This window comes from Ruegeria sp. YTSC230, from assembly GCF_059609665.1.
Map to the genome: position 1 here is coordinate 1 of NZ_JBXWMC010000006.1, position 19,585 is coordinate 19,585.

The following is a 19,585-nucleotide window of genomic DNA, read 5'->3' on the forward strand; positions in this document are numbered from 1 at the left end:
AAAACGGCCTGCGTTTCGCCATCCGCGAAGGCGGCCGCACCGTCGGCGCCGGCGTCGTGTCGAAAATCGTCGAGTAAGGCGCGCTTGTCGCGCCTGGTTGCGGCAGGCGATTTTCCTCAGGGAAATCTGCCGAGAGCAACACGGTGAGAAACCAAAGAAGGCCGCTCCGTCCGGGGCGGCCTTTTTTGCGTTTTGCGGTTTCTGAACCACGTTTGTCCGCAAAGCAAACTGTCCGAATTTGCCCTTCTGTTGCTGAACTGCTCAGAGTTTGAAACACCCCTCCGATAAGACGGTTTGATGAATTACCCTGCGGCTCAGACACCGACCCAGAACCAGCCGTTCATTCCGAGTTGTAGTATTTCCGAAGAAGTGCTTTTTTGAAAACCGCCGCCAAAAAAACAGGCGTTGGCCCACAAGGAGTACTTTGAAATGGACGAAACCGTACAAAGGCTGTCCAGACGTTTGAAACGACGCGGATACCAGGTTTTGCCAAACAAGGAAACGGGCGATTATATTAGCAGTCTCGGTTTCCAGGTTCAGACGGTATTTGATGTTGGTGTTGCCGGCGGCACAGCGCATTTGTATGCGGCGTTTCCGGATTCAAAATTTGTTTTGATCGAGCCGATTGCAGACTATGAAACAAAGCTACGAAGAAAATGGGCGGACAAAATCAATTTTGATTTTCACGCCTGCGGTGTTGGGGCGGAAAACGGGCAGACAACGCTGCGTATCCCAACGGTCGGTGCCCGATCATTTGGAACGCGCGCGACTATGCTTGAGTTCGATGATTCTGCTACGGCGCACATATCGAAAATCGAAGAAAGACAGGTGCCCGTGAAAACACTTGACGAGATCGCTTCGACCTACAAAGGACCTTTCGGCCTTAAGATTGATACCGAAGGTTTCGAAATCGAAGTAATTCGGGGCGCGTCGGAAATGCTGAAAAACTGCGCATTTGTCTTGGCCGAGGTTTCAACACGCCGTCGTTATCAAGGCGGCTACAAGTTTAGCGATTTTGTTTCGGTTATGGCAGGTCAGGGGTTTGAACTGCACGATTTCATCAGACCGCCGTCGCCGCAGGCAACCGATTGCGACGCGATTTTTGCACCTTTTAACAGCCCTTTGTTTGACTTTCGGGATTTGAAGCTATCGCGCATTGCAGCGAAGGGCGTAAAGCCGTAGGAGGAAGTCGTTCTTTCCTTCTAGATACGTGCGCCCATGGGCACGGGTAGTTCCGGTTTTGCCGCGATAATACTTGGTTGATGCGGCGTGGCGGGTTCGAGATGTTTGGCGCCAGTCAAATCCAGAATTAGTAAGCCTGAAAAACCCCTTGCCAAACCCCCCGCACCCCTGTAGATCGCGCGAGTTCTCTACAAGAACATCGAGGCGGGGTGATTCCCGCCTTTTGGGTTCGAAGAGGGTTGGCGATGCGCGCTTGTCCTCCTCTCAACCTCAACGCCTGATAAAAGGCTGTTACTATGCAAAGCCAAAACATCCGTATTCGGCTGAAGGCATTTGACTATCGCGTTCTGGATGCCAGCACGCAAGAGATCGTCAACACTGCCAAGCGGACCGGCGCGAACGTGCGCGGCCCGATCCCGCTGCCGAACAAGATCGAGAAGTTCACGGTTCTCCGTGGCCCTCACGTTGACAAGAAATCCCGCGACCAGTTCGAGATCCGCACGCACAAGCGTCTGCTCGACATCGTTGATCCGACCCCCCAGACCGTTGACGCGCTGATGAAGCTCGACCTCGCCGCTGGTGTGGACGTCGAGATCAAGCTGCAGTCGTAAGATCGGAGGGTATAGATTATGCGCTCTGGTATTATCGCAAAAAAAGTAGGCATGACCCGCCTGTTCATGGAAGACGGCAAGCAGATCCCTGTGACTGTTCTTCACCTGGACGGCCTGCAGGTCGTTGCACAGCGTACCGCTGACAAAGACGGCTACACCGCCGTTCAGCTGGGCGCTGGTGCTGCCAAGGCAAAACGCACCTCGAAGGCTATGCGCGGTCACTATGCCGCTGCAAAGGTCGAGCCCAAGCGTAAGCTGGCCGAGTTCCGCGTCTCTGAAGATGGCCTGATCGAAGTGGGCGCCGAGATTTCGGCAGAACACTTCCTGGAAGGTCAGAAGGTTGACGTTTCGGGTACCTCGATCGGTAAAGGCTTTGCCGGTGCAATGAAGCGCCACAACTTCGGTGGTCTTCGCGCCTCGCACGGTGTTTCGATCAGCCACCGTTCGCACGGTTCGACTGGCCAGTGTCAGGATCCGGGCAAGGTTTTTAAAGGCAAGAAGATGGCCGGTCACATGGGCGCTGCCCGTGTAACCACCCAGAACCTGGAAGTCGTCAAAACCGACGCCGACCGTGGTCTGGTCTTCATCAAAGGCGCCGTTCCCGGACCGAAATCGGGCTGGGTTACCGTCAAGGACGCCGTCAAGAAGAAAGCACCGGAAGGCCTGCCTTTCCCGGCAGCCGTAAAAGGTGCTGCAACTGAAGCACCTGCGGAAGAAGCTCCCGCGGAAGGTGGTGAAGCATGAAACTTGATGTAATCAAACTGGACGGCGGCAAAGCCGGCAACATCGAGCTGGACGCCGATCTGTTCGGCCTCGAGCCGCGCGCGGACATCCTGCACCGTGTGGTCCGTTGGCAGCGCAACAACGCGCAGGCTGGCACCCACAAGGTCAAGACCCGTTCGGAAGTGTCCTACTCGACCAAGAAGATCTATCGCCAAAAAGGCACCGGTGGCGCACGCCACGGCGCTCGCTCGGCACCGATCTTCCGGGGTGGTGGCGTTTACAAGGGTCCGGTCGTGCGTTCGCATGGTCACGACCTGCCGAAGAAGTTCCGTAAACTCGGTCTGCGCCACGCGCTGTCTGCCAAAATGGCAGCTGGTGAACTGGTTGTAATCGAAAACGCCGAAGCCGAAGGCAAGACCGCTGCACTGGCCAAACAGGTTGCAAACCTGGGCTGGAAACGCGCTCTTGTCATCGACGGGGCGACCGTGAACGAAGGTTTCCTGAAGGCGTCGCGCAACATCGAAGGTCTGGATATCCTGCCGTCGATGGGTGCAAACGTTTATGACATCCTCAAGCGTGACACTCTGGTGCTCACCAAAGCGGCTGTCGAAGCACTGGAGGCTCGTCTGAAATGAGCGCGAAGGCAGAACACTACGACGTGATCCGCAAGCCGATCATCACTGAAAAGTCGACCATGGCGTCCGAGAACGGCGCGATTGTCTTTGAAGTGGCGATCGACAGCAACAAACCGCAGATCAAAGAAGCGGTTGAATCGCTGTTTGGTGTCAAGGTGAAGGCGGTCAACACCACCATCACCAAAGGCAAAGTCAAGCGGTTCCGCGGCCAGTTGGGCAAGCGGAAAGACGTCAAAAAAGCATATGTGACCCTGGAAGAGGGTAACACCATCGACGTAAGCACCGGTCTCTGATCGGACTCGTCTTTGGGAAAAAACATGGGGCCCCTGCTGATGCAGGGGCCTTTTTTTCTTGGCGCAGCTCATCTGGCCGCGTTGAACTTGGCCCGGACCTGTGCACAGTGACCTCTAGGCAGTGAGACGGGTGATATGCAGGCTGAACAGCAGGTTCGCGATTTCGGGAAAACCCGGGATGGTCAGATCGTCAAAAGCATCGATATCGGGCAGGGGACGCTTTCTGCGCGTATCCTGACCTATGGTGCAACGCTGCAGGATCTGCGTTTGCAGGGTTTTGAGCATCCTCTGATATTGGGGTGGCCAGAGATTGCAGGCTATGAAGACAGCACGGCTTACCTAGGAGCCATGGTGGGCCGTTGTGCCAATCGGATCGCGCGCGCGTCATACAGTTTGAATGGTGCAAACTACCAGCTGGATCGCAATTATTTGGGCACTCATACGTTGCACGGCGGAACGCAAGGTATGGATTGTCTGGTCTGGGAAATTTCCAGCGTTACACCGGGCGCGGTCACTTTGCAGCTGACCCTGCCTGATGGCCACATGGGCTTTGGCGGCGACTTGGAAGTGGCGGTGACCTTCCGAGTCGAGGCGGACGCTACATTGAGTATCGAAATGGAAGCGCGGACAACGTCGGCAAGCCTCTGCAATCTGACCCCGCATATCTACTTCAACCTCGACGGCGGCGCAGACATCCGCCAGCACGAACTAATGGTGCGCGCAGAACACTACACCCCTGTTGACGGGGACCTCATTCCCACAGGCGAAGCGCTTAGCGTTGAGGGCACGCCCTTTGATCTGCGGTCACCGCGACCTTTGGGGGGCTGGGCATACGATCACAATTTCTGCCTGTCCGATCAGCGTCTGCCTTGTCGTCCTGTGGCGACGCTGACCGGATCGTCCTCAGGTCTTTCGATGCATCTAGAGACGACCGAGCCGGGTTTGCAGGTCTATTCCGGTGCGTCTTTTGATGAAGGTCCACGCATTGGCTTGGGTGGCCAACCCTACGGCCCTTATTCGGGCGTCGCTTTGGAACCACAGGTCTGGCCCGATTCAATCAACCAGCAAGGGTTTCCAAGTGCGGTATTGCGCAAGGATCAAACCTATCGCCATGTTTCGCGATACGTGTTTCAGAGCGAGGTTTAAGGTCAGGCGGTTCCATGGCTAGTTGGGTCGCCGGAAAAGGGACAAAAAAGCACTTTTTGATCTAGGCAGAGGGTTACACTATCGATGTGAGCACCTATCTCTGATCGGATCCGCCTACGGATAAGTGTGAGGGTCGCCGCGAAAGCGGAGGTTTTCTTGAGCAACAACACCAGAGAAAATGAGCGCGACACATTCGCCTCAGCCAGAATTCGCTTGCTATGCCGGATCGGTAGTCTATGCGGTTTCTACAAACATAAGTGACATGGCAGGCGCATGACAAAACCCTCTCTCTCGACCCCGGACAAACCGGATGTGACCGCCGCGCGGGATTGGGTTACGACACTTGCCAAATACCGCGAACCGAACCAGTGGCGCAGCTCCTTTGAGCTGGGTGTCAGCATTATCCCCTTTTTCGTATTATGGGCGCTGTCCTGGATGTCGCTTTCGGTCAGCTATTGGTTGGCTTTTGCGATTGCCGTTCTCAACGCGGCCTTCCTGCTGCGCCTGTTTGCGATCCAGCATGATTGCGGGCACGGAGCGTTCTACAAGAACCGGTCGGTCAGCGACTGGGTTGGTCGGGTCATTGGTGTATTGACCCTGACGCCGTATGACGTCTGGCGCCGCACGCATTCCAACCATCACAACAGCTCGGGTAATTTGGACAAACGGGGAATGGGCGATATCCACACTTTGACAGTCGCCGAGTACCGGTCAAAGACGCCCATGAACCGGTTCTGGTATCGGGTTTATCGCAACCCCATTACTCTTTTTGTCCTTGGCCCCGGCTATCTGTTTCTGTTCCAGAACCGCCTCCCGTTGGGTTTGACGGGCAGCGTCAGGTTTTGGGTCAGCGCGATGAGCACCAACCTTGCCATTCTGGCTGCGCTCGTGGCCGTATACTATTTTGGCGGCCTGATGCCGGTGCTGCTGATCTTTCTGCCCTCAACCCTGATTGCCGCGACCGCGGGCGTGTGGCTGTTTTACGTACAACACCAGTTCGAGGATACGCATTGGGACGCTGATAAGGACTGGCAACTGCATGAGGCTGCCTTGCACGGCAGCTCGCATTACATCCTGCCATCCGTGCTGCAGTGGTTCAGCGCCAATATCGGCATTCACCACGTGCACCACCTGTATAGCCGCATCCCGTTCTATCGCCTGACCGAAGTGCTGCGCGACCATGATGAGCTGGCCAACAGCAACAAGATGACCATCCGTGAGAGCCTCGCCAACGCGCGGTTGCATCTGTGGGACGAAAATAATCGCCGTTTGTTGTCCTTCGCCGAGGCGCGCGCGCTGTATGGGTGAGGGGTGTTCCGCTGGGTGGAGCACAACGGGAAAGACGTCAAGAAATAGCATGTGACCCTGGAAGAGGGTAACACCTTCGACGTGCCCACCGGCCTCTGATCGGAGCTGCCCTTGAGAAATGACGAAAGCCCCCCACGCAAGCGGGAGTTTTTGTTATTTGAATCTCTGTTCTGAACCTGCTCTGTCAGATTGGCCCTGAGAAGCTGCCGTTGCTTCGACTGCGCAGAGCAGATAGGCATACAGGTATGAAACATGTACCCAAAGAAACAACAGATGAGGCCCTTATTCAGGAGTTTCTGGATAAAGGAGGCAAAGTTAGCGTCGGCAAAACCAAACCCGCGCCCGCTGAGCTGGGTTTGAGCAAGAATGTCTGGAACGCCAAGCTGACCAAAGAAGAGAAGGCCGCGCGCGACAAGAAGTGATTGTGCGAGGCCGGTTGGGCAAGCGGAAAGATTTCAAATAGAAATGTGCCCCTCGAAGAGGGGAGCACACATCGACGTGTCCAGCGGTCTCAGGTCGAATTCGTTTTGGGAGCGACAAAGGCCCCAGCGCTAGCAGGGGCCTTACTTTGTGAGGATTGGTACCGAGCTGTTTTTGGCACGCTGATCGTGTTTAGTAGAGGTCGCCGTCCGAAGCCTGCAGGATGTTGACCACGCCTTCGTCGATCATCTCTTGCAGAACGCTGAGCCGGTCAAAGTCCTCAGGGCTGTTGTAGTTCTGAACATGAACCATGACGATTCCTTTGACGCCGCTGTCATCTTGTAACTTCTTCATGTCGCTGGGGAACATGTGGTAGGCGCCGATGACCTTCACTTTTTCTTCCTCGGAGTCACCGCCCCAAGGTGCGTACTTGATATTCTTGCGGGTAATGCCCTCGATAAATAGTAAGTCAGCATCTTTGGCTGCATTCACCAGGCCTTCCGAGTAGTGCCCGTCGCCGCCAAAGACGAGAACACGGCCGTCGGGTTTGGTCGTAAACCTGTAGGCGTGGGTATTCTCTAAAAACCCGTGCGCTGTCGGGAAGGCTTCGACCAGAACATTGTCATCTTCAAAAATCTTACGTCCGTTGACGTCAACATGTGGCCAGACCGGCACCCCAACTGCGGTTGCGCCGTCAAATTTCTGCACTGTCGATCCTTGTGCCATTTCGTTGCGGTCAATGCGCCATGCGTCGTTGATGCTGGCCATCATCTCGTCGACACCGGCGGGGCCGTAAACTTTCTTGTCGACGACGGCCAGGTTCGACCCGAATTTGAACGGATTCAAAATGAAAGACGGCAATCCAACGGTATGATCTTCGTGCAGGTGGGTCAGGAACATGTATTTGATGTTCGGGACGTTCATGATCGTTGCCAGATCCATTGCGCCCTGAGACTGAACCGATTTACCCAGCGCGCGCCACCAGCCTTCTCCAGCGTCAATGAAATAGGGATAGTCGTTTACTATTACCGCCAGAGCCGGGCCATAACGATAGGGGTTGGGATTCGGGTCGCCGCTTCCCATGACCAGAACTTTGGACGGCTTGTCGGTAGGCGAGCGATCTAGTGGCCCTCGGTTCTCAAATATTGGCCAGTTTCCGGGCGAACTGAAGGCCGTCTTCATATTCTTCATTTGCGTGAACGGCACGTTGAGATGGTTCTGCTCTGTTGTTGCAGCACCGGCCGCAAGATTTTCTTCCCAGGTTTGCGCAGTTGCAGTTGCGGCAATGACGCAAGCTGTCGCGAGCGTTGCTGATAAAAGTTTCTTAGGCATCGTACATCCCCCTTTAGGTCTGAAAACCTCAACCATTCGAATATGTATATTGGGTACCTTTTGGTATGTTACATACTTAATGGTCTGTAAAGTACTTTTTGGTATGTACGCCTTGACGGAACGCAATTTTGGCTTAAAAAAAGGGCATGCGCGACGCTGAAAAATCCCCGCCTCTTCCTCGATATGACCGTGAAAGATGGTTAGAAACAGCCCTTAATGTCCTTGCGACAGAGGGGGGTGCCCGGCTGCGAATCGACTCTCTCGTCAAAAACCTTGGCGTGACGAAGGGCAGTTTTTATCACCACTTCAAAAACCGTGATGAGTTTGTTCGGGCGCTGATCGACTACTGGTCCAAGGAGTTTACGGAGTCGGTCATCAACGATGTCAATTCGTCCGAGGCTTCACCTTCAGAGCGCCTGTTATCGTTAACGCAATATGTCGAGGCTGAAGGACTTGATCAATTTGATATCGCTTTCCGATCCTGGGCGGCTCAGGACCCCGTCGTGGCGGAAGCCCTGAAAGAAGTCGATCGCAGGCGATATGAGTTTGTGAAGGGAGTTTTTGAGGCTATTGGATTTGAGGGGGCCGAGCTGGAAATGCGGGTTAGGCTGTTTCTTGTTTTTGTCAGCGCGCGCCGGTCTGTGTACACGCCCCAAAGCACGTACGATTCAGCAAGCGAAACACTCCTGAGGCATGAATTTCTCACTAAAAAACGCTAATTGGTATACGAACCAACAAGAGGTTCTAAAGGCACTCCTTCGACCAGGGAATAAAGGGGGAGTGAGACACATACATAATGTTTTTGATTTCTATAGACACCCACCCCCAACACTGCTAAACGCACCCAATCTTACGGCCTCGGATTCGTTCCGGGGCCTATGATATTTGAAACCGGGGACCTTCGGGGCCCTATACCTTTGGCACCTACGGGGGCCTATCACATAGCGGGGAAATCCCCGCACTTGCTAAACGGAAGACAGAAAGCATGGCACTCAAGTCGTACAAGCCGACGACGCCGGGCCAGCGCGGGCTGGTGCTGATCGACCGTTCGGAGCTTTGGAAAGGACGTCCGGTCAAGTCTCTCACTGAGGGTTTGACCAAATCGGGCGGCCGGAACAACACCGGACGGATCACTTCACGCCGCCGCGGCGGTGGCGCAAAGCGTCTCTACCGGATCGTTGACTTCAAACGGAATAAATTTGATGTCGCGGCAACCGTCGAACGGATCGAATATGACCCGAACCGGACCGCATTCATCGCACTGGTAAAATACGAAGACGGCGAGCAGGCATATATCCTGGCTCCGCAGCGTCTGGCTGTTGGTGACAAAGTCGTGGCATCCGCCAAGGCTGACATCAAGCCGGGCAACGCAATGCCGTTCTCGGGCATGCCCATCGGTACCATCGTCCACAACATCGAGATGAAGCCTGGTAAAGGCGGTCAGATCGCACGTGCGGCTGGTACTTACGCTCAGTTCGTTGGTCGCGATGGCGGCTACGCTCAGATCCGTCTGAGCTCGGGCGAGCTGCGCATGGTCCGTCAGGAATGCATGGCCACCGTCGGTGCCGTGTCCAACCCCGACAACAGCAACCAAAACCTCGGTAAAGCCGGTCGTATGCGCCACAAAGGCGTGCGTCCGTCGGTTCGTGGTGTTGCAATGAACCCGATCGATCACCCGCACGGTGGTGGTGAAGGTCGTACCTCGGGTGGCCGTACACCGGTTACTCCATGGGGTAAGGACACCAAGGGTAAGCGTACCCGCAACAAGAACAAAGCGTCCCAGAAGCTGATCATCCGCTCGCGGCACGCCAAGAAGAAGGGACGTTAATCTATGTCTCGCTCTGTTTGGAAGGGTCCTTTCGTCGATGCTTATGTGCTCAAAAAAGCCGAAGCAGCGCGCGAGTCGGGCCGCAACGAAGTCATCAAGATTTGGTCGCGTCGTTCCACCATTCTGCCCCAGTTCGTGGGTCTGACCTTTGGTGTGTACAACGGCCATAAGCATATCCCCGTCAACGTCTCGGAAGACATGATCGGTCAGAAGTTCGGTGAGTATTCGCCAACTCGTACCTATTACGGTCACGCCGCTGACAAAAAAGCGAAGCGGAAGTAAGTCATGGGCAAGGAAAAGAACCCCCGCCGCGTGGCTGAAAACGAAGCAATGGCGAAAACACGCATGCTTCGCACTAGCCCGCAGAAACTGAACCTGGTTGCGCAAATGATCCGCGGCAAGAAAGTTGAGAAGGCTCTGACCGATCTGACTTTCTCGAACAAGCGTGTCGCGCAGGACGTCAAGAAGTGCCTGCAGTCCGCAATCGCCAACGCCGAGAACAACCACAACCTGGACGTTGACGAGCTGATCGTCGCCGAAGCATGGGTTGGCAAGAACCTGGTCATGAAGCGCGGTCGCCCGCGTGCCCGTGGTCGGTTCGGCAAGATTATGAAGCCGTTCTCGGAGATCACCATCAAGGTGCGTCAAGTTGAGGAGCAAGCCTAATGGGTCATAAAGTAAATCCGATCGGCATGCGCCTGCAGGTGAACCGCACCTGGGACAGCCGCTGGTACGCCGACACCAAGGACTACGGTGATCTTCTGCTGGAAGACCTCAAGATCCGTGAGTTCATCAACAAAGAGTGCAAGCAGGCCGGAATTGCACGTGTGATCATCGAACGTCCGCACAAGAAGTGCCGCGTTACGATCCACACCGCACGTCCCGGTGTCATCATCGGCAAGAAAGGTGCAGACATTGAAGTGCTGCGCAAAAAGCTTGCTCACATGACTGACAGCGAACTGCACCTGAACATCGTCGAAGTGCGCAAGCCCGAGCTTGACGCGCAGCTGGTTGCCGAGTCCATCGCTCAGCAGCTGGAACGTCGTGTTTCGTTCCGTCGCGCAATGAAGCGCTCGGTTCAGAACGCCATGCGCATGGGCTCTCTGGGTATCCGGGTGAACGTCGCTGGCCGTCTGGGCGGCGCCGAAATCGCACGGACCGAGTGGTACCGCGAAGGCCGTGTGCCTCTGCACACGCTGCGCGCCGACATCGATTACGCACAAGCCGAAGCGATGACCCCCTACGGGATCATCGGGATCAAGGTCTGGATCTTCAAAGGTGAGATCATGGAGCACGATCCGCAGGCACGTGACCGTAAAGCACAGGAACTCCAGGACGGCCCTGCACCTCGTGGTGCTGGTGGCGGTCGTCGCTAAGGAGGGAAAGATATGCTTCAACCAAAGCGTACTAAATTCCGCAAGATGCACAAAGGCCGGATCAAGGGTGAAGCCAAAGGCGGCTCTGATCTGAACTTTGGCACCTATGGTCTGAAAGCTCTTGAGCCTGAGCGTGTAACTGCACGCCAGATCGAAGCTGCACGTCGTGCCATGACGCGTCACATGAAGCGTCAGGGCCGTGTCTGGATCCGCATCTTCCCCGACACCCCGGTCACTGCAAAGCCGATCGAAGTTCGTATGGGTAAAGGTAAAGGTTCGGTCGACCGCTGGGCATGCAAAGTCAAGCCTGGCCGCGTGATGTTCGAGATCGACGGCGTCAATGACGACATCGCACGTGAGGCCCTGCGTCTGGCCGCGATGAAGCTGCCGATCAAGACCCGCGTAGTGATCCGCGAAGACTGGTAAGCGATTGGGCGAAAGCCCTTCGTAACAAGATTAACCCCCGTCGGGACATCGGCGGGGGTTTTCTTTTTCGTCAGCCTATTGTGATCCATCCCATCGTTTCGTGAAAGAAGTCGACGATTGTCCATAGCCCCCATAGGCTGACAATTGTGAATGGGAGGGTCATATGTTTCAGCTGCGCAAGAAGGTATTCATCAAAGAGGTCATAACCACCGATCAATTGGGGCAACTATGTGCTCCGGTCTGCCGGGTTGCAGCTTTGGCAGTCATACAGAACCCACTCGCCGGTAAATTTTCGGAAGACTTGTCCGAGCTGTTTGAAATAGGTGGTGCGCTCGGCGCAGACCTCGCGGCCGAGGCTGTTTCTCAACTCGACGGTTCTCCGATTTCGTATGGTAAAGCAGCGATTATTGGCGCGAATGGCGATCTCGAACAAGGCGGCGCACTGATCCACCCGAAACTTGGCGCTCCTATGCGTGCTACAGCGGGTGGGGGCGAAGCTGTCATTCCGTCTAATGCCAAGCTCGGGGCACCGGGATGTTCAATCGATCTGCCGCTTGGGCACAAGGACAACCCGTGGTCCTTTGACCATTTCGATACCATGACTTTGAATATTCCGGATGCGCCGAAACCGGACGAGATAGTCATGTGTCTGGCCTACGCAGATGGCGGACGCCCGATCCCGCGCTGCGGTTCGGGACCGGTCAAAAACTGAAGGCTGGCTGGGGCTGGTCTTGGGGCAGGGCTTGGGCTATGCCCGGCCCATGGCACAGATTGAATCACTCTTCGTTACCCGTCTTTATCGCGCAGCCCTTTCCGAATTCGATCCCAAGATCGATCCCGAGGAAATGGAAAATTCTTGTCTTGTCATCGCCGAGGATGATGAGGCCGGGCAGGAATGGTGCGAGGAAAACGGCTATCCCGGCTACACCAGCTATGCCTCGCTGACCGATCTGCCCTGGCGGTTCCCGATCTTTGCCGATCTGGTCAAGGCGTTGGATCAGCATGTGGCAGCCTTTGCCAAGGATCTGGAGTTCGATCTGGGCGAGGGTGATTTGAAGCTTGAAGACCTGTGGATCAACATTCTCCCCGAAGGCGGAATGCACTCCAGCCACCTGCACCCGCACAGCGTGATTTCCGGCACGACCTATGTGGCGATGCCCGAAGGGGCAAGCGCGCTGAAACTGGAAGATCCCCGCTCGGCCCGTATGATGGCGGCACCGACGCGGCTAAAGGGCGGGCGGCGGGATTTGCAGCCGTTCATCTATATGAAGCCGCAGGTGGGGGATGTCCTGCTGTGGGAAAGCTGGCTGCGCCATGAGGTACCGATGAATATGGCCGAGGATGAGCGGATCAGTGTCAGCTTTAACTACAAGTGGGAGTGAGCCGCGGGTCACGACACAGCAATTGTACTAATGTAGCGATTGCGAGACGAATGGGCGGCGCCCCCGCCAATCACTTTTCACTTCGAGTTGTCGAAAAACCTTGCAATATGTGTCGTCATGAACCATGTGAGGCACGCTTACGTTTTTCTTTTTCGACCACTGTCTCCCGAATCTTCGGCGTTCAGTCTCTCGATCCAGACCTACAACGCCGCGCTGTCGCAATTCCGCGGACAGCAATTTAATAGGAGACTACGGATATGGCCAATGGCACCGTAAAATGGTTCAACACAACTAAAGGTTTTGGCTTCATCGCACCGGAGACCGGTGGCAAAGACGTGTTTGTACACATCTCTGCTGTTGAGCGCTCGGGTCTGACCGGCCTGGCCGACGACCAGAAAGTAACATTCGACATCGAGCCCGGCCGTGACGGTCGCGAGTCGGCTGTGAACATCGCTCTGGCGTAAGTCACTTAGACTTAGACAGTTGAAGACGCGGTCTCGTGCAAACGAGGCCGCGTTTTTCGTTTGTGGAAGGTAGTGCCGAAATTGTGATTGACTGCACTGCGACGCACTGATGAAGATCGCCGCGAAGGAATTGATCGGTGTTAGCTTTGACAACAAGTGGTATAAACCCGTGTCTCATGCAGGCCATGGAAACTGCTACTCCAGTATTTTGGGGGGGCGTGTTGGTGCTGTTTCTGCTGATACTTTATCGAACGGGTTGGAACGTGAGAGAGAGCATTCTGGCGATCATAGGTTTGCGCGGAATGCGAAACATCACTCCGGTTGAATTGGTTGTTTCGGCGGTGACGATCAGCGCAACGTTTTATGTCCTGCTTCAAGCTTTGGAAGCCTGCAAACAAATGTAGTTTTTACTTGGCTAGTTTGCTTGCATTCTCATGCGCCAAACTTTCCCTTGCCACCCACTGCTGAACCCCTTATAGAGCGGCATCTTGCGTTCCCCCGGCCGAGTCGGGGGATTCGTATGTCTATCATTCATCCACCAGGTCAAAGGTGACCCTGTAAGGGGCCTTCTGGTGTTTTGAGCAAAGGAAAAAGGCGATGAACGCCCAAGAACTGCGTGACAAGACCCCGGACCAGCTCCGCGAGGAACTGGCCAACCTGAAGAAAGAAAGCTTTAACCTGCGCTTTCAACAGGCAACCGGTCAGCTGGAAAGCACCGCCGGCATCAAAGCGGCCCGCCGCAACGCTGCCCGCGTCAAAACCATTCTGAACGAAAAGGCCGCTGCTGCGGCATCGGAGGAGTAATCCTATGCCCAAGCGTATCCTGTCCGGCACCGTAACCAGCGATGCCAACGCACAAACCGTAACCGTGTCCGTCGAGCGCCGCTTTACGCATCCGGTTCTGAAGAAAACCATCCGTAAGTCCAAGAAATACCGGGCTCACGATGAAAAGAACGCCTTCAAGGTCGGTGACTCTGTTCGCATCATCGAATGCGCGCCGAAATCGAAGACGAAACGTTGGGAAGTTCTGGAAGCGTAAGCTTTCAGGATTTTTCCATTTGTCGAAACCCTGGGGGATCTAACCAGACCAGCCCCCACAGGTCGGGAGAAACCACATGATCCAGATGCAGACCAATCTGGATGTCGCTGACAACTCCGGCGCACGCCGAGTTCAGTGCATCAAGGTCCTGGGTGGTTCCAAGCGTAAATACGCCTCCGTCGGCGACATCATTGTCGTCTCGGTGAAGGAAGCCATCCCGCGCGGCCGCGTAAAGAAAGGTGACGTCCGTAAGGCCGTCGTCGTACGCACCGCCAAAGAAGTCCGTCGCGAAGACGGCACCGCGATCCGTTTTGATCGCAACGCCGCCGTCATCCTGAACAACAACAACGAGCCCGTAGGTACACGTATCTTTGGCCCGGTTGTTCGTGAACTGCGTGGCAAGAACTTCATGAAAATCATCTCGCTCGCTCCGGAGGTGCTGTAATCATGGCTGCTAAACTCCGCAAAGGCGACAAGGTCGTCGTGCTGGCCGGCAAGGACAAGGGCAAAGAGGGAACTATCACCTCGGTTAACCCATCTGCCGGAAAAGCTGTTGTTGACGGTATCAACATCGCCATCCGCGCCACTCGCCAGACTCAGAACTCTCAGGGTGGTCGTCTGCCTCAGGCAAACCCGATCGAGTTGTCGAACCTGGCTCTGCTGGACAAGAACGGCAAAGCAACTCGCGTTGGCTTCCGCATGGAAGGTGACAAGAAAGTGCGCTTCGCCAAGACCACGGGGGACGTGATCGATGCTTGATAACGCAACCTACACCCCGCGTCTGAAAGCTCAGTACGCTGAAACCATCCGTGCCGCTCTGAAAGAAGAGTTCGGCTACAAGAACGACATGCAGCTGCCCAAGCTGGACAAAATCGTTCTGAACATCGGTTGTGGTGCCGAAGCGGTCAAAGACTCGAAGAAAGCGAAAGCTGCTGTCGAGGATCTGACTGCGATTGCTGGTCAACAGGCTGTTTCCACCAAGGCGAAGAAGTCGATCGCTGGCTTCCGCGTCCGTGAAGACATGCCGCTGGGTGCGAAAGTGACCCTGCGCGGTGACCGGATGTATGAATTCCTCGATCGTCTGATCACCATCGCGATGCCACGTATTCGTGACTTCCGCGGCGTGAAGCCGTCTTTCGATGGTCAGGGCAATTTTGCCATGGGCATGAAAGAGCACATCGTGTTCCCGGAAATCGACTTCGACAAAGTTGACGAAGTCTGGGGCATGGACATCGTAATTGCCACCACAGCGAAAACCGACGCTGAAGCAAAGGCACTGTTGAAAGCTTTCAACATGCCGTTCAACGCGTAAGCGCCGGGAGGATTGAGACATGGCTAAAAAAGCAATGATCGAACGCGAGAAGAAGCGCGAACGCCTGGTGGCCAAATATGCCGCAAAGCGTGCCGAGCTTAAAGAAATCGCGAATGACGAGAGCAAGCCGATGGAAGAGCGCTTCAAAGCGCGTCTGAAACTGGCGAAACTGCCGCGCAACAGCTCGGCTACTCGTCTGCACAACCGCTGTCAGCTGACCGGTCGTCCCCACGCTTACTACCGTAAGCTGAAGGTCAGCCGTATCGCGCTGCGCGAGCTGGGTTCTGCTGGTCAGATCCCCGGCATGGTGAAATCGAGCTGGTAAGGGAGAGAATGATATGAACGATCCTATCGGCGATATGCTCACCCGTATCCGCAACGCGCAAATGCGTGGCAAGTCCACCGTTTCCACCCCGGCTTCCAAGCTGCGTGGTTGGGTTCTGGACGTGCTGGCGGACGAAGGTTACATCCGTGGCTACGAAGCGACGACCGGTGAAAACGGTCATCCGGCCATCGAAATCAGCCTGAAATACTACGAAGGCACCCCTGTCATTCGCGAACTGAAGCGGGTCTCTAAGCCCGGTCGTCGCGTATACATGGGCGTCAATGACATCCCGCAGGTCCGTCAGGGTCTGGGTGTGTCGATTGTCAGCACTCCGAAAGGTGTGATGTCGGACCAGAACGCACGCTCCAACAATGTTGGTGGCGAAGTGCTCTGCACCGTCTTCTAAGGAGGTCTGTCAATGTCTCGTATTGGTAAACGTCCGGTCGAATTGCCCAGCGGCGTAACTGCCTCGGTTTCCGGCCAGACCATCGAAGTCAAAGGCCCGAAAGGCGCCCGCAGCTTCACTGCGACTGACGACGTTACGCTGTCGGTCGAAGATAACGTGGTTCAGATCAACCCCCGCGGTATGTCCAAGCGCGCGCGCCAGCAGTGGGGCATGAGCCGCACAATGGTCGCAAACCTGGTGACCGGTGTGACCGAAGGCTTCAAGAAAGAGCTGGAGATCCAGGGTGTTGGTTACCGGGCTCAGATGCAGGGCAACACCCTGAAGCTGAACCTGGGCTACAGCCATGACGTTGATTTCGTCGCTCCGGAAGGTGTCACCATCACCGCGCCGAAGCAGACCGTGATCATTGTGGAAGGTAACGACCAGCAGCAGGTGGGCGAAGTCGCGGCGAAAATCCGTGAATGGCGCCGTCCCGAGCCCTATAAGGGCAAAGGCATCCGCTATAAGGGCGAGTTCATCTTCCGCAAAGAAGGCAAGAAGAAGTAAGGACGCAAACAATGGCAAACAGCAAAAGAACCCTGTTTCTGAAGCGCCGCCTGCGCGTTCGGAACAAACTTCGCAAGGTCAACGCGGGTCGTCCGCGTTTGTCCGTACACCGTTCGAACAAGAACATCTCTGTTCAGTTGATCGACGACGTACGTGGCGTGACCCTGGCCTCGGCCTCGACCCTGGAAAAAGATCTGGGTGTTGTTGGCAAGAACAACGTCGAAGCGGCCACCAAAGTGGGCGCGGCCATCGCCGAGCGTGCCAAGAAGGCAGGCGTCGAAGAGGCCTATTTCGATCGTGGCGGCTTCCTGTTCCACGGCAAAGTGAAGGCTGTCGCCGACGCTGCGCGTGAAGGTGGTCTGAAGATCTAAGACTTGCGGGCGGGTTTCGATCCGCCCCGATGATCCGGGGGCCTTGGCAATGTCGGGGCCCACTTGGATTGAACAAACGACGCCGCAAGCGTCACCAAAGAAAAGGGATGCCAAAATGGCAGAACGTGATAACCGCCGGGGCCGTGGGCGTGACCGCGACGAAACTCCGGAATTCGCAGATCGTCTGGTTGCGATCAACCGCGTATCGAAAACCGTAAAAGGTGGTAAGCGCTTTGGCTTCGCCGCTCTGGTGGTCGTAGGCGATCAGAAAGGCCGCGTCGGCTTTGGCAAAGGTAAAGCGAAAGAAGTACCTGAAGCCATCCGCAAAGCGACTGAACAAGCCAAGCGTCAGATGATCCGCGTGCAACTGCGCGAAGGTCGTACCCTGCACCACGACATCGAAGGCCGTCATGGCGCCGGTAAAGTGGTTATGCGCAGCGCACCTGAAGGTACCGGTATCATCGCCGGTGGTCCGATGCGTGCTGTGTTCGAAATGCTGGGCGTGAAGGACGTTGTGTCCAAGTCGCTGGGCTCGCAGAACCCGTACAACATGATCCGCGCCACCATCAACGGCCTGCAGAAAGAGCAGAGCCCGCGTTCGGTTGCCCAGCGTCGTGGCAAAAAGGTTGCTGACATCCTGCCCAAGCGGGACGAAGCACCAGCTGCTGCTGAAGCAGAAGCATAAGGAGAGCGACCCATGGCAAAAACCATCGTCGTCAAGCAAATCGGTTCCCCGATCCGTCGCCCCGCTGAACAGCGCGCGACTCTGATCGGCCTGGGCCTGAACAAGATGCACAAAACCCGCGAGCTTGAGGATACCCCCTCGGTCCGCGGCATGGTCAACAAGATCCCGCATCTGGTTGAGATCATCGAAGAGCGCGGCTAAGCGCCTTGCTTCTAAGAGCTAGAAACGCCTCCGATCAGTTCGGGGGCGTTTTTTTTGTTTAAGGGCAGTGTTGGCTGTCGCCTCACCCGATGTGGTTTTAGTTCAACTTGTACGTATTCCGCTTATTACCCGCCGCATATAGTCCATGAACTGCGCCCGCTCAGGCTCAGTCAGAACTTGCAAGGCTTGGGAATTAACGTTCTGGGCCGACTCATAGGCGCTGTTTCTAAGTGCGGCGGCCTTTTCGGTTAACCAGATCAACTGGGCCCTGGCGTCAGCGGGGTTTTTCGTTCTTTTGATCAAGCCGTCGCGCTCCATACGGTTGAGCGTGTTGGCCAAAGTCGCTTGTTCGACGTCAATTCTGGCTAGCAGATCCTTTTGGGTGACCCCGTCTTTGAGCCAAAGCTCCAGCAAGACTGGGAACTGTCCAACAACGATGCCCAAAGGCGCAATGTGGTGTTGCAGCTCTTTCGCGAACAATCGCGCCATATGATTGACCAGATATCCGGCCGAGTTCTCTTTTTTGAAGTCCATGCCTGAGATTTACACTTGAATAGCAAGCTATGCAATAATATATAGCAAGCTATGTGAATGAATGGAAAGGAATCGAAATGGCTCATATCGAAGAGATGGATAAAGTCGTCACACTGGCTGATCAGATGCAGGCCGAGGAAGGCCCCGTGGTGCTGATCAACGTTTTTACAGTGGACGCGAAAGACGAAGAGGCGCTGTTGAAGGCCTGGGCACATGATGCGGAATTCATGAAATCCCAGCCGGGATATATCTCGACCCAGCTTCATCAAGGGATCGCTGGCAGTTCGACCTTCGTGAACTACGCGATCTGGCAGGACGTCAAAAGCTTTCGCGACGCCTTCACCCACCCAGAGTTCCAGCGTCGAATTGCAGACTATCCCGAAAGCGCCGTGGCGCGTCCACATCTTCTAAGAAAGCTCACAGTCGAAAACCACTGCGTCGCTTGATGCCAAAAGAGGAGTAGGCACATGATAAAGTCAATTCACCCCGTCGCCGGTATAATAGGATTCCTGACAATATTCGTGTTCTGGACATCCACTTTGTACAGCGAATTGTTTGCGACCCATGCGACTGTCGCGGCCGTAAAGTCCATGATCGTCAGTGGGCTGATTATTCTTGTGCCCGCGATGGTGATCGTAGGTGCATCCGGCATGTCCCTTGGGCGTCGGCGCAAGGATGCACCGGCGCTAGTCAAGAAGAAGCGAATGCCGATCATCGCGATGAACGGCCTGTTGATCCTTGTTCCCGCTGCAATCTTCCTGAACGCGAAAGCGAGCGCTGGGTCCTTTGACATCAGTTTCTACGCCGTGCAGGTCGTTGAGTTGCTCGCTGGTGCCACAAACCTCACTTTGATGGGGTCGAGTATACGCGACGGCCGGGCGATGACTGCCCGCAGAAGACGTGCGGGAAAGTAGCTGCACCAGTGGCCGCCGCTTACTCCCATGCAATTGGTCTCACAGCTGCGCGACCTGCTGCTCAGCTATTCAATAGTTGCATAACGGCTAGACCGAAACTTCGGTTGTTAGCGATATCGCCCGGGC

General features: G+C 55.5%; 34 protein-coding genes. 32 read left to right on the forward strand and 2 right to left on the reverse strand.

Annotated elements, in window-relative coordinates; translation table 11 throughout:
• The 9 genes from AC2FD9_RS12665 to AC2FD9_RS12705 all read left to right on the forward strand — a co-directional run.
• A partial coding sequence (locus tag AC2FD9_RS12665; protein ID WP_211198660.1) for an EF-Tu C-terminal domain-related protein occupies positions 1–77 on the forward strand: 77 nt, incomplete at its 5' end.
• A 409-nt stretch (positions 78–486) separates the two neighbouring features.
• A complete protein-coding gene (locus tag AC2FD9_RS12670; RefSeq protein ID WP_496837201.1) occupies positions 487–1,182 on the forward strand; it encodes an FkbM family methyltransferase in 696 nt (231 codons plus the stop codon).
• Positions 1,183–1,478: 296 nt separating this feature from the next.
• A complete protein-coding gene (gene rpsJ, locus AC2FD9_RS12675) occupies positions 1,479–1,793 on the forward strand; it encodes a 30S ribosomal protein S10 (protein WP_008756422.1) in 315 nt (104 codons plus the stop codon).
• 18 nt (positions 1,794–1,811) lie between these two features.
• The gene (gene rplC, locus AC2FD9_RS12680) at positions 1,812–2,537 is read left to right on the forward strand and encodes a 50S ribosomal protein L3 (RefSeq protein WP_058272361.1); all 726 of its coding nucleotides are present in this window, start codon (positions 1,812–1,814) and stop codon (positions 2,535–2,537) included.
• A complete protein-coding gene (gene rplD, locus AC2FD9_RS12685) occupies positions 2,534–3,151 on the forward strand; it encodes a 50S ribosomal protein L4 (RefSeq protein ID WP_050605826.1) in 618 nt (205 codons plus the stop codon). Before rplC ends, rplD begins: the two co-directional genes overlap by 4 nt.
• Entirely contained in the window at positions 3,148–3,444 is a 297-nt protein-coding gene (locus tag AC2FD9_RS12690) for a 50S ribosomal protein L23 (protein ID WP_058272362.1), read from the forward strand. Before rplD ends, AC2FD9_RS12690 begins: the two co-directional genes overlap by 4 nt.
• Positions 3,445–3,579: 135 nt before the next feature.
• Positions 3,580–4,590, forward strand: a complete 1,011-nt coding sequence (locus tag AC2FD9_RS12695) for an aldose epimerase family protein (RefSeq protein ID WP_496837203.1) — start codon at positions 3,580–3,582, stop codon at positions 4,588–4,590.
• A gap of 273 nt (positions 4,591–4,863) precedes the next feature.
• Positions 4,864–5,898, forward strand: coding sequence for a fatty acid desaturase (locus tag AC2FD9_RS12700; RefSeq protein ID WP_496837205.1), 1,035 nt, complete (start codon positions 4,864–4,866; stop codon positions 5,896–5,898).
• A 245-nt stretch (positions 5,899–6,143) separates the two neighbouring features.
• Positions 6,144–6,320 (forward strand): hypothetical protein, encoded by a 177-nt coding sequence (locus AC2FD9_RS12705; RefSeq protein ID WP_050605905.1) that lies wholly within the window; start codon positions 6,144–6,146, stop codon positions 6,318–6,320.
• A gap of 190 nt (positions 6,321–6,510) precedes the next feature.
• Here the strand turns inward: AC2FD9_RS12705 and AC2FD9_RS12710 are convergent, their stop codons facing one another.
• Positions 6,511–7,650 (reverse strand): MBL fold metallo-hydrolase, encoded by a 1,140-nt coding sequence (locus tag AC2FD9_RS12710; protein ID WP_160116543.1) that lies wholly within the window; start codon positions 7,648–7,650, stop codon positions 6,511–6,513.
• Positions 7,651–7,796: 146 nt separating this feature from the next.
• On the opposite strand from AC2FD9_RS12710, the gene AC2FD9_RS12715 reads away from it, so the two are divergent.
• From AC2FD9_RS12715 to rpmD, 21 genes are all read left to right on the forward strand, one after another.
• A complete protein-coding gene (locus AC2FD9_RS12715; RefSeq protein ID WP_282153870.1) occupies positions 7,797–8,369 on the forward strand; it encodes a TetR/AcrR family transcriptional regulator in 573 nt (190 codons plus the stop codon).
• A 266-nt stretch (positions 8,370–8,635) separates the two neighbouring features.
• Positions 8,636–9,478, forward strand: coding sequence for a 50S ribosomal protein L2 (gene rplB, locus AC2FD9_RS12720; RefSeq protein WP_008757664.1), 843 nt, complete (start codon positions 8,636–8,638; stop codon positions 9,476–9,478).
• A 3-nt stretch (positions 9,479–9,481) separates the two neighbouring features.
• Positions 9,482–9,760 (forward strand): 30S ribosomal protein S19, encoded by a 279-nt coding sequence (gene rpsS / locus AC2FD9_RS12725; protein WP_010437056.1) that lies wholly within the window; start codon positions 9,482–9,484, stop codon positions 9,758–9,760.
• A 3-nt stretch (positions 9,761–9,763) separates the two neighbouring features.
• On the forward strand, positions 9,764–10,144 hold the full coding sequence (rplV, locus tag AC2FD9_RS12730; protein ID WP_039538267.1) for a 50S ribosomal protein L22: 381 nt from the start codon (positions 9,764–9,766) through the stop codon (positions 10,142–10,144).
• Positions 10,144–10,854 carry a 30S ribosomal protein S3 gene (gene rpsC / locus AC2FD9_RS12735; RefSeq protein ID WP_058272367.1) on the forward strand — a complete coding sequence of 237 codons (711 nt, stop codon included), beginning with the start codon at positions 10,144–10,146 and terminating at the stop codon, positions 10,852–10,854. The genes rplV and rpsC overlap by 1 nt, the downstream gene beginning before the upstream one ends.
• A gap of 12 nt (positions 10,855–10,866) precedes the next feature.
• Positions 10,867–11,280 (forward strand): 50S ribosomal protein L16, encoded by a 414-nt coding sequence (gene rplP, locus AC2FD9_RS12740; RefSeq protein WP_058272368.1) that lies wholly within the window; start codon positions 10,867–10,869, stop codon positions 11,278–11,280.
• Between the two features lie 163 nt (positions 11,281–11,443).
• The gene (locus AC2FD9_RS12745; protein ID WP_496837208.1) at positions 11,444–11,992 is read left to right on the forward strand and encodes an amino acid synthesis family protein; all 549 of its coding nucleotides are present in this window, start codon (positions 11,444–11,446) and stop codon (positions 11,990–11,992) included.
• A 49-nt stretch (positions 11,993–12,041) separates the two neighbouring features.
• On the forward strand, positions 12,042–12,662 hold the full coding sequence (locus AC2FD9_RS12750; protein ID WP_496837506.1) for a 2OG-Fe(II) oxygenase family protein: 621 nt from the start codon (positions 12,042–12,044) through the stop codon (positions 12,660–12,662).
• Positions 12,663–12,919: 257 nt separating this feature from the next.
• The gene (locus AC2FD9_RS12755; RefSeq protein WP_010437077.1) at positions 12,920–13,126 is read left to right on the forward strand and encodes a cold-shock protein; all 207 of its coding nucleotides are present in this window, start codon (positions 12,920–12,922) and stop codon (positions 13,124–13,126) included.
• A gap of 176 nt (positions 13,127–13,302) precedes the next feature.
• The gene (locus AC2FD9_RS12760; RefSeq protein WP_496837209.1) at positions 13,303–13,530 is read left to right on the forward strand and encodes a hypothetical protein; all 228 of its coding nucleotides are present in this window, start codon (positions 13,303–13,305) and stop codon (positions 13,528–13,530) included.
• A 193-nt stretch (positions 13,531–13,723) separates the two neighbouring features.
• Entirely contained in the window at positions 13,724–13,930 is a 207-nt protein-coding gene (gene rpmC / locus AC2FD9_RS12765; protein ID WP_037311745.1) for a 50S ribosomal protein L29, read from the forward strand.
• 4 nt (positions 13,931–13,934) lie between these two features.
• Complete coding sequence (gene rpsQ, locus AC2FD9_RS12770; protein WP_058272371.1) at positions 13,935–14,165, forward strand: 30S ribosomal protein S17; 231 nt, start codon at positions 13,935–13,937, stop codon at positions 14,163–14,165.
• A gap of 76 nt (positions 14,166–14,241) precedes the next feature.
• Positions 14,242–14,610: a 50S ribosomal protein L14 gene (gene rplN, locus AC2FD9_RS12775; protein ID WP_008757934.1), complete on the forward strand. Its 369-nt coding sequence runs from the start codon at positions 14,242–14,244 to the stop codon at positions 14,608–14,610.
• A 2-nt stretch (positions 14,611–14,612) separates the two neighbouring features.
• Entirely contained in the window at positions 14,613–14,924 is a 312-nt protein-coding gene (gene rplX / locus AC2FD9_RS12780; protein WP_058272372.1) for a 50S ribosomal protein L24, read from the forward strand.
• Positions 14,917–15,477 carry a 50S ribosomal protein L5 gene (gene rplE / locus AC2FD9_RS12785; protein ID WP_058272373.1) on the forward strand — a complete coding sequence of 187 codons (561 nt, stop codon included), beginning with the start codon at positions 14,917–14,919 and terminating at the stop codon, positions 15,475–15,477. Before rplX ends, rplE begins: the two co-directional genes overlap by 8 nt.
• A 19-nt stretch (positions 15,478–15,496) precedes the next feature.
• Positions 15,497–15,802, forward strand: a complete 306-nt coding sequence (gene rpsN, locus AC2FD9_RS12790) for a 30S ribosomal protein S14 (RefSeq protein ID WP_010437098.1) — start codon at positions 15,497–15,499, stop codon at positions 15,800–15,802.
• A gap of 13 nt (positions 15,803–15,815) precedes the next feature.
• Positions 15,816–16,208: a 30S ribosomal protein S8 gene (rpsH, locus tag AC2FD9_RS12795; RefSeq protein ID WP_008757119.1), complete on the forward strand. Its 393-nt coding sequence runs from the start codon at positions 15,816–15,818 to the stop codon at positions 16,206–16,208.
• Positions 16,209–16,220: 12 nt separating this feature from the next.
• On the forward strand, positions 16,221–16,754 hold the full coding sequence (gene rplF / locus AC2FD9_RS12800; RefSeq protein WP_058272374.1) for a 50S ribosomal protein L6: 534 nt from the start codon (positions 16,221–16,223) through the stop codon (positions 16,752–16,754).
• 11 nt (positions 16,755–16,765) lie between these two features.
• Positions 16,766–17,125, forward strand: a complete 360-nt coding sequence (rplR, locus tag AC2FD9_RS12805; RefSeq protein ID WP_010437103.1) for a 50S ribosomal protein L18 — start codon at positions 16,766–16,768, stop codon at positions 17,123–17,125.
• A gap of 115 nt (positions 17,126–17,240) precedes the next feature.
• The gene (gene rpsE / locus AC2FD9_RS12810) at positions 17,241–17,810 is read left to right on the forward strand and encodes a 30S ribosomal protein S5 (protein ID WP_058272455.1); all 570 of its coding nucleotides are present in this window, start codon (positions 17,241–17,243) and stop codon (positions 17,808–17,810) included.
• A 12-nt stretch (positions 17,811–17,822) separates the two neighbouring features.
• Positions 17,823–18,011, forward strand: a complete 189-nt coding sequence (rpmD, locus tag AC2FD9_RS12815) for a 50S ribosomal protein L30 (RefSeq protein WP_008757946.1) — start codon at positions 17,823–17,825, stop codon at positions 18,009–18,011.
• Between the two features lie 102 nt (positions 18,012–18,113).
• Here the strand turns inward: rpmD and AC2FD9_RS12820 are convergent, their stop codons facing one another.
• A complete protein-coding gene (locus AC2FD9_RS12820) occupies positions 18,114–18,545 on the reverse strand; it encodes a MarR family winged helix-turn-helix transcriptional regulator (protein ID WP_496837212.1) in 432 nt (143 codons plus the stop codon).
• Between the two features lie 77 nt (positions 18,546–18,622).
• Between AC2FD9_RS12820 and AC2FD9_RS12825 the strand changes: the two genes are divergently transcribed.
• Both AC2FD9_RS12825 and AC2FD9_RS12830 read left to right on the forward strand, forming a co-directional pair.
• Positions 18,623–18,991 (forward strand): antibiotic biosynthesis monooxygenase family protein, encoded by a 369-nt coding sequence (locus tag AC2FD9_RS12825; RefSeq protein ID WP_496837213.1) that lies wholly within the window; start codon positions 18,623–18,625, stop codon positions 18,989–18,991.
• Positions 18,992–19,012: 21 nt separating this feature from the next.
• Positions 19,013–19,459 carry a hypothetical protein gene (locus AC2FD9_RS12830; RefSeq protein ID WP_282171057.1) on the forward strand — a complete coding sequence of 149 codons (447 nt, stop codon included), beginning with the start codon at positions 19,013–19,015 and terminating at the stop codon, positions 19,457–19,459.
• Positions 19,460–19,585 lie beyond the last annotated feature (126 nt).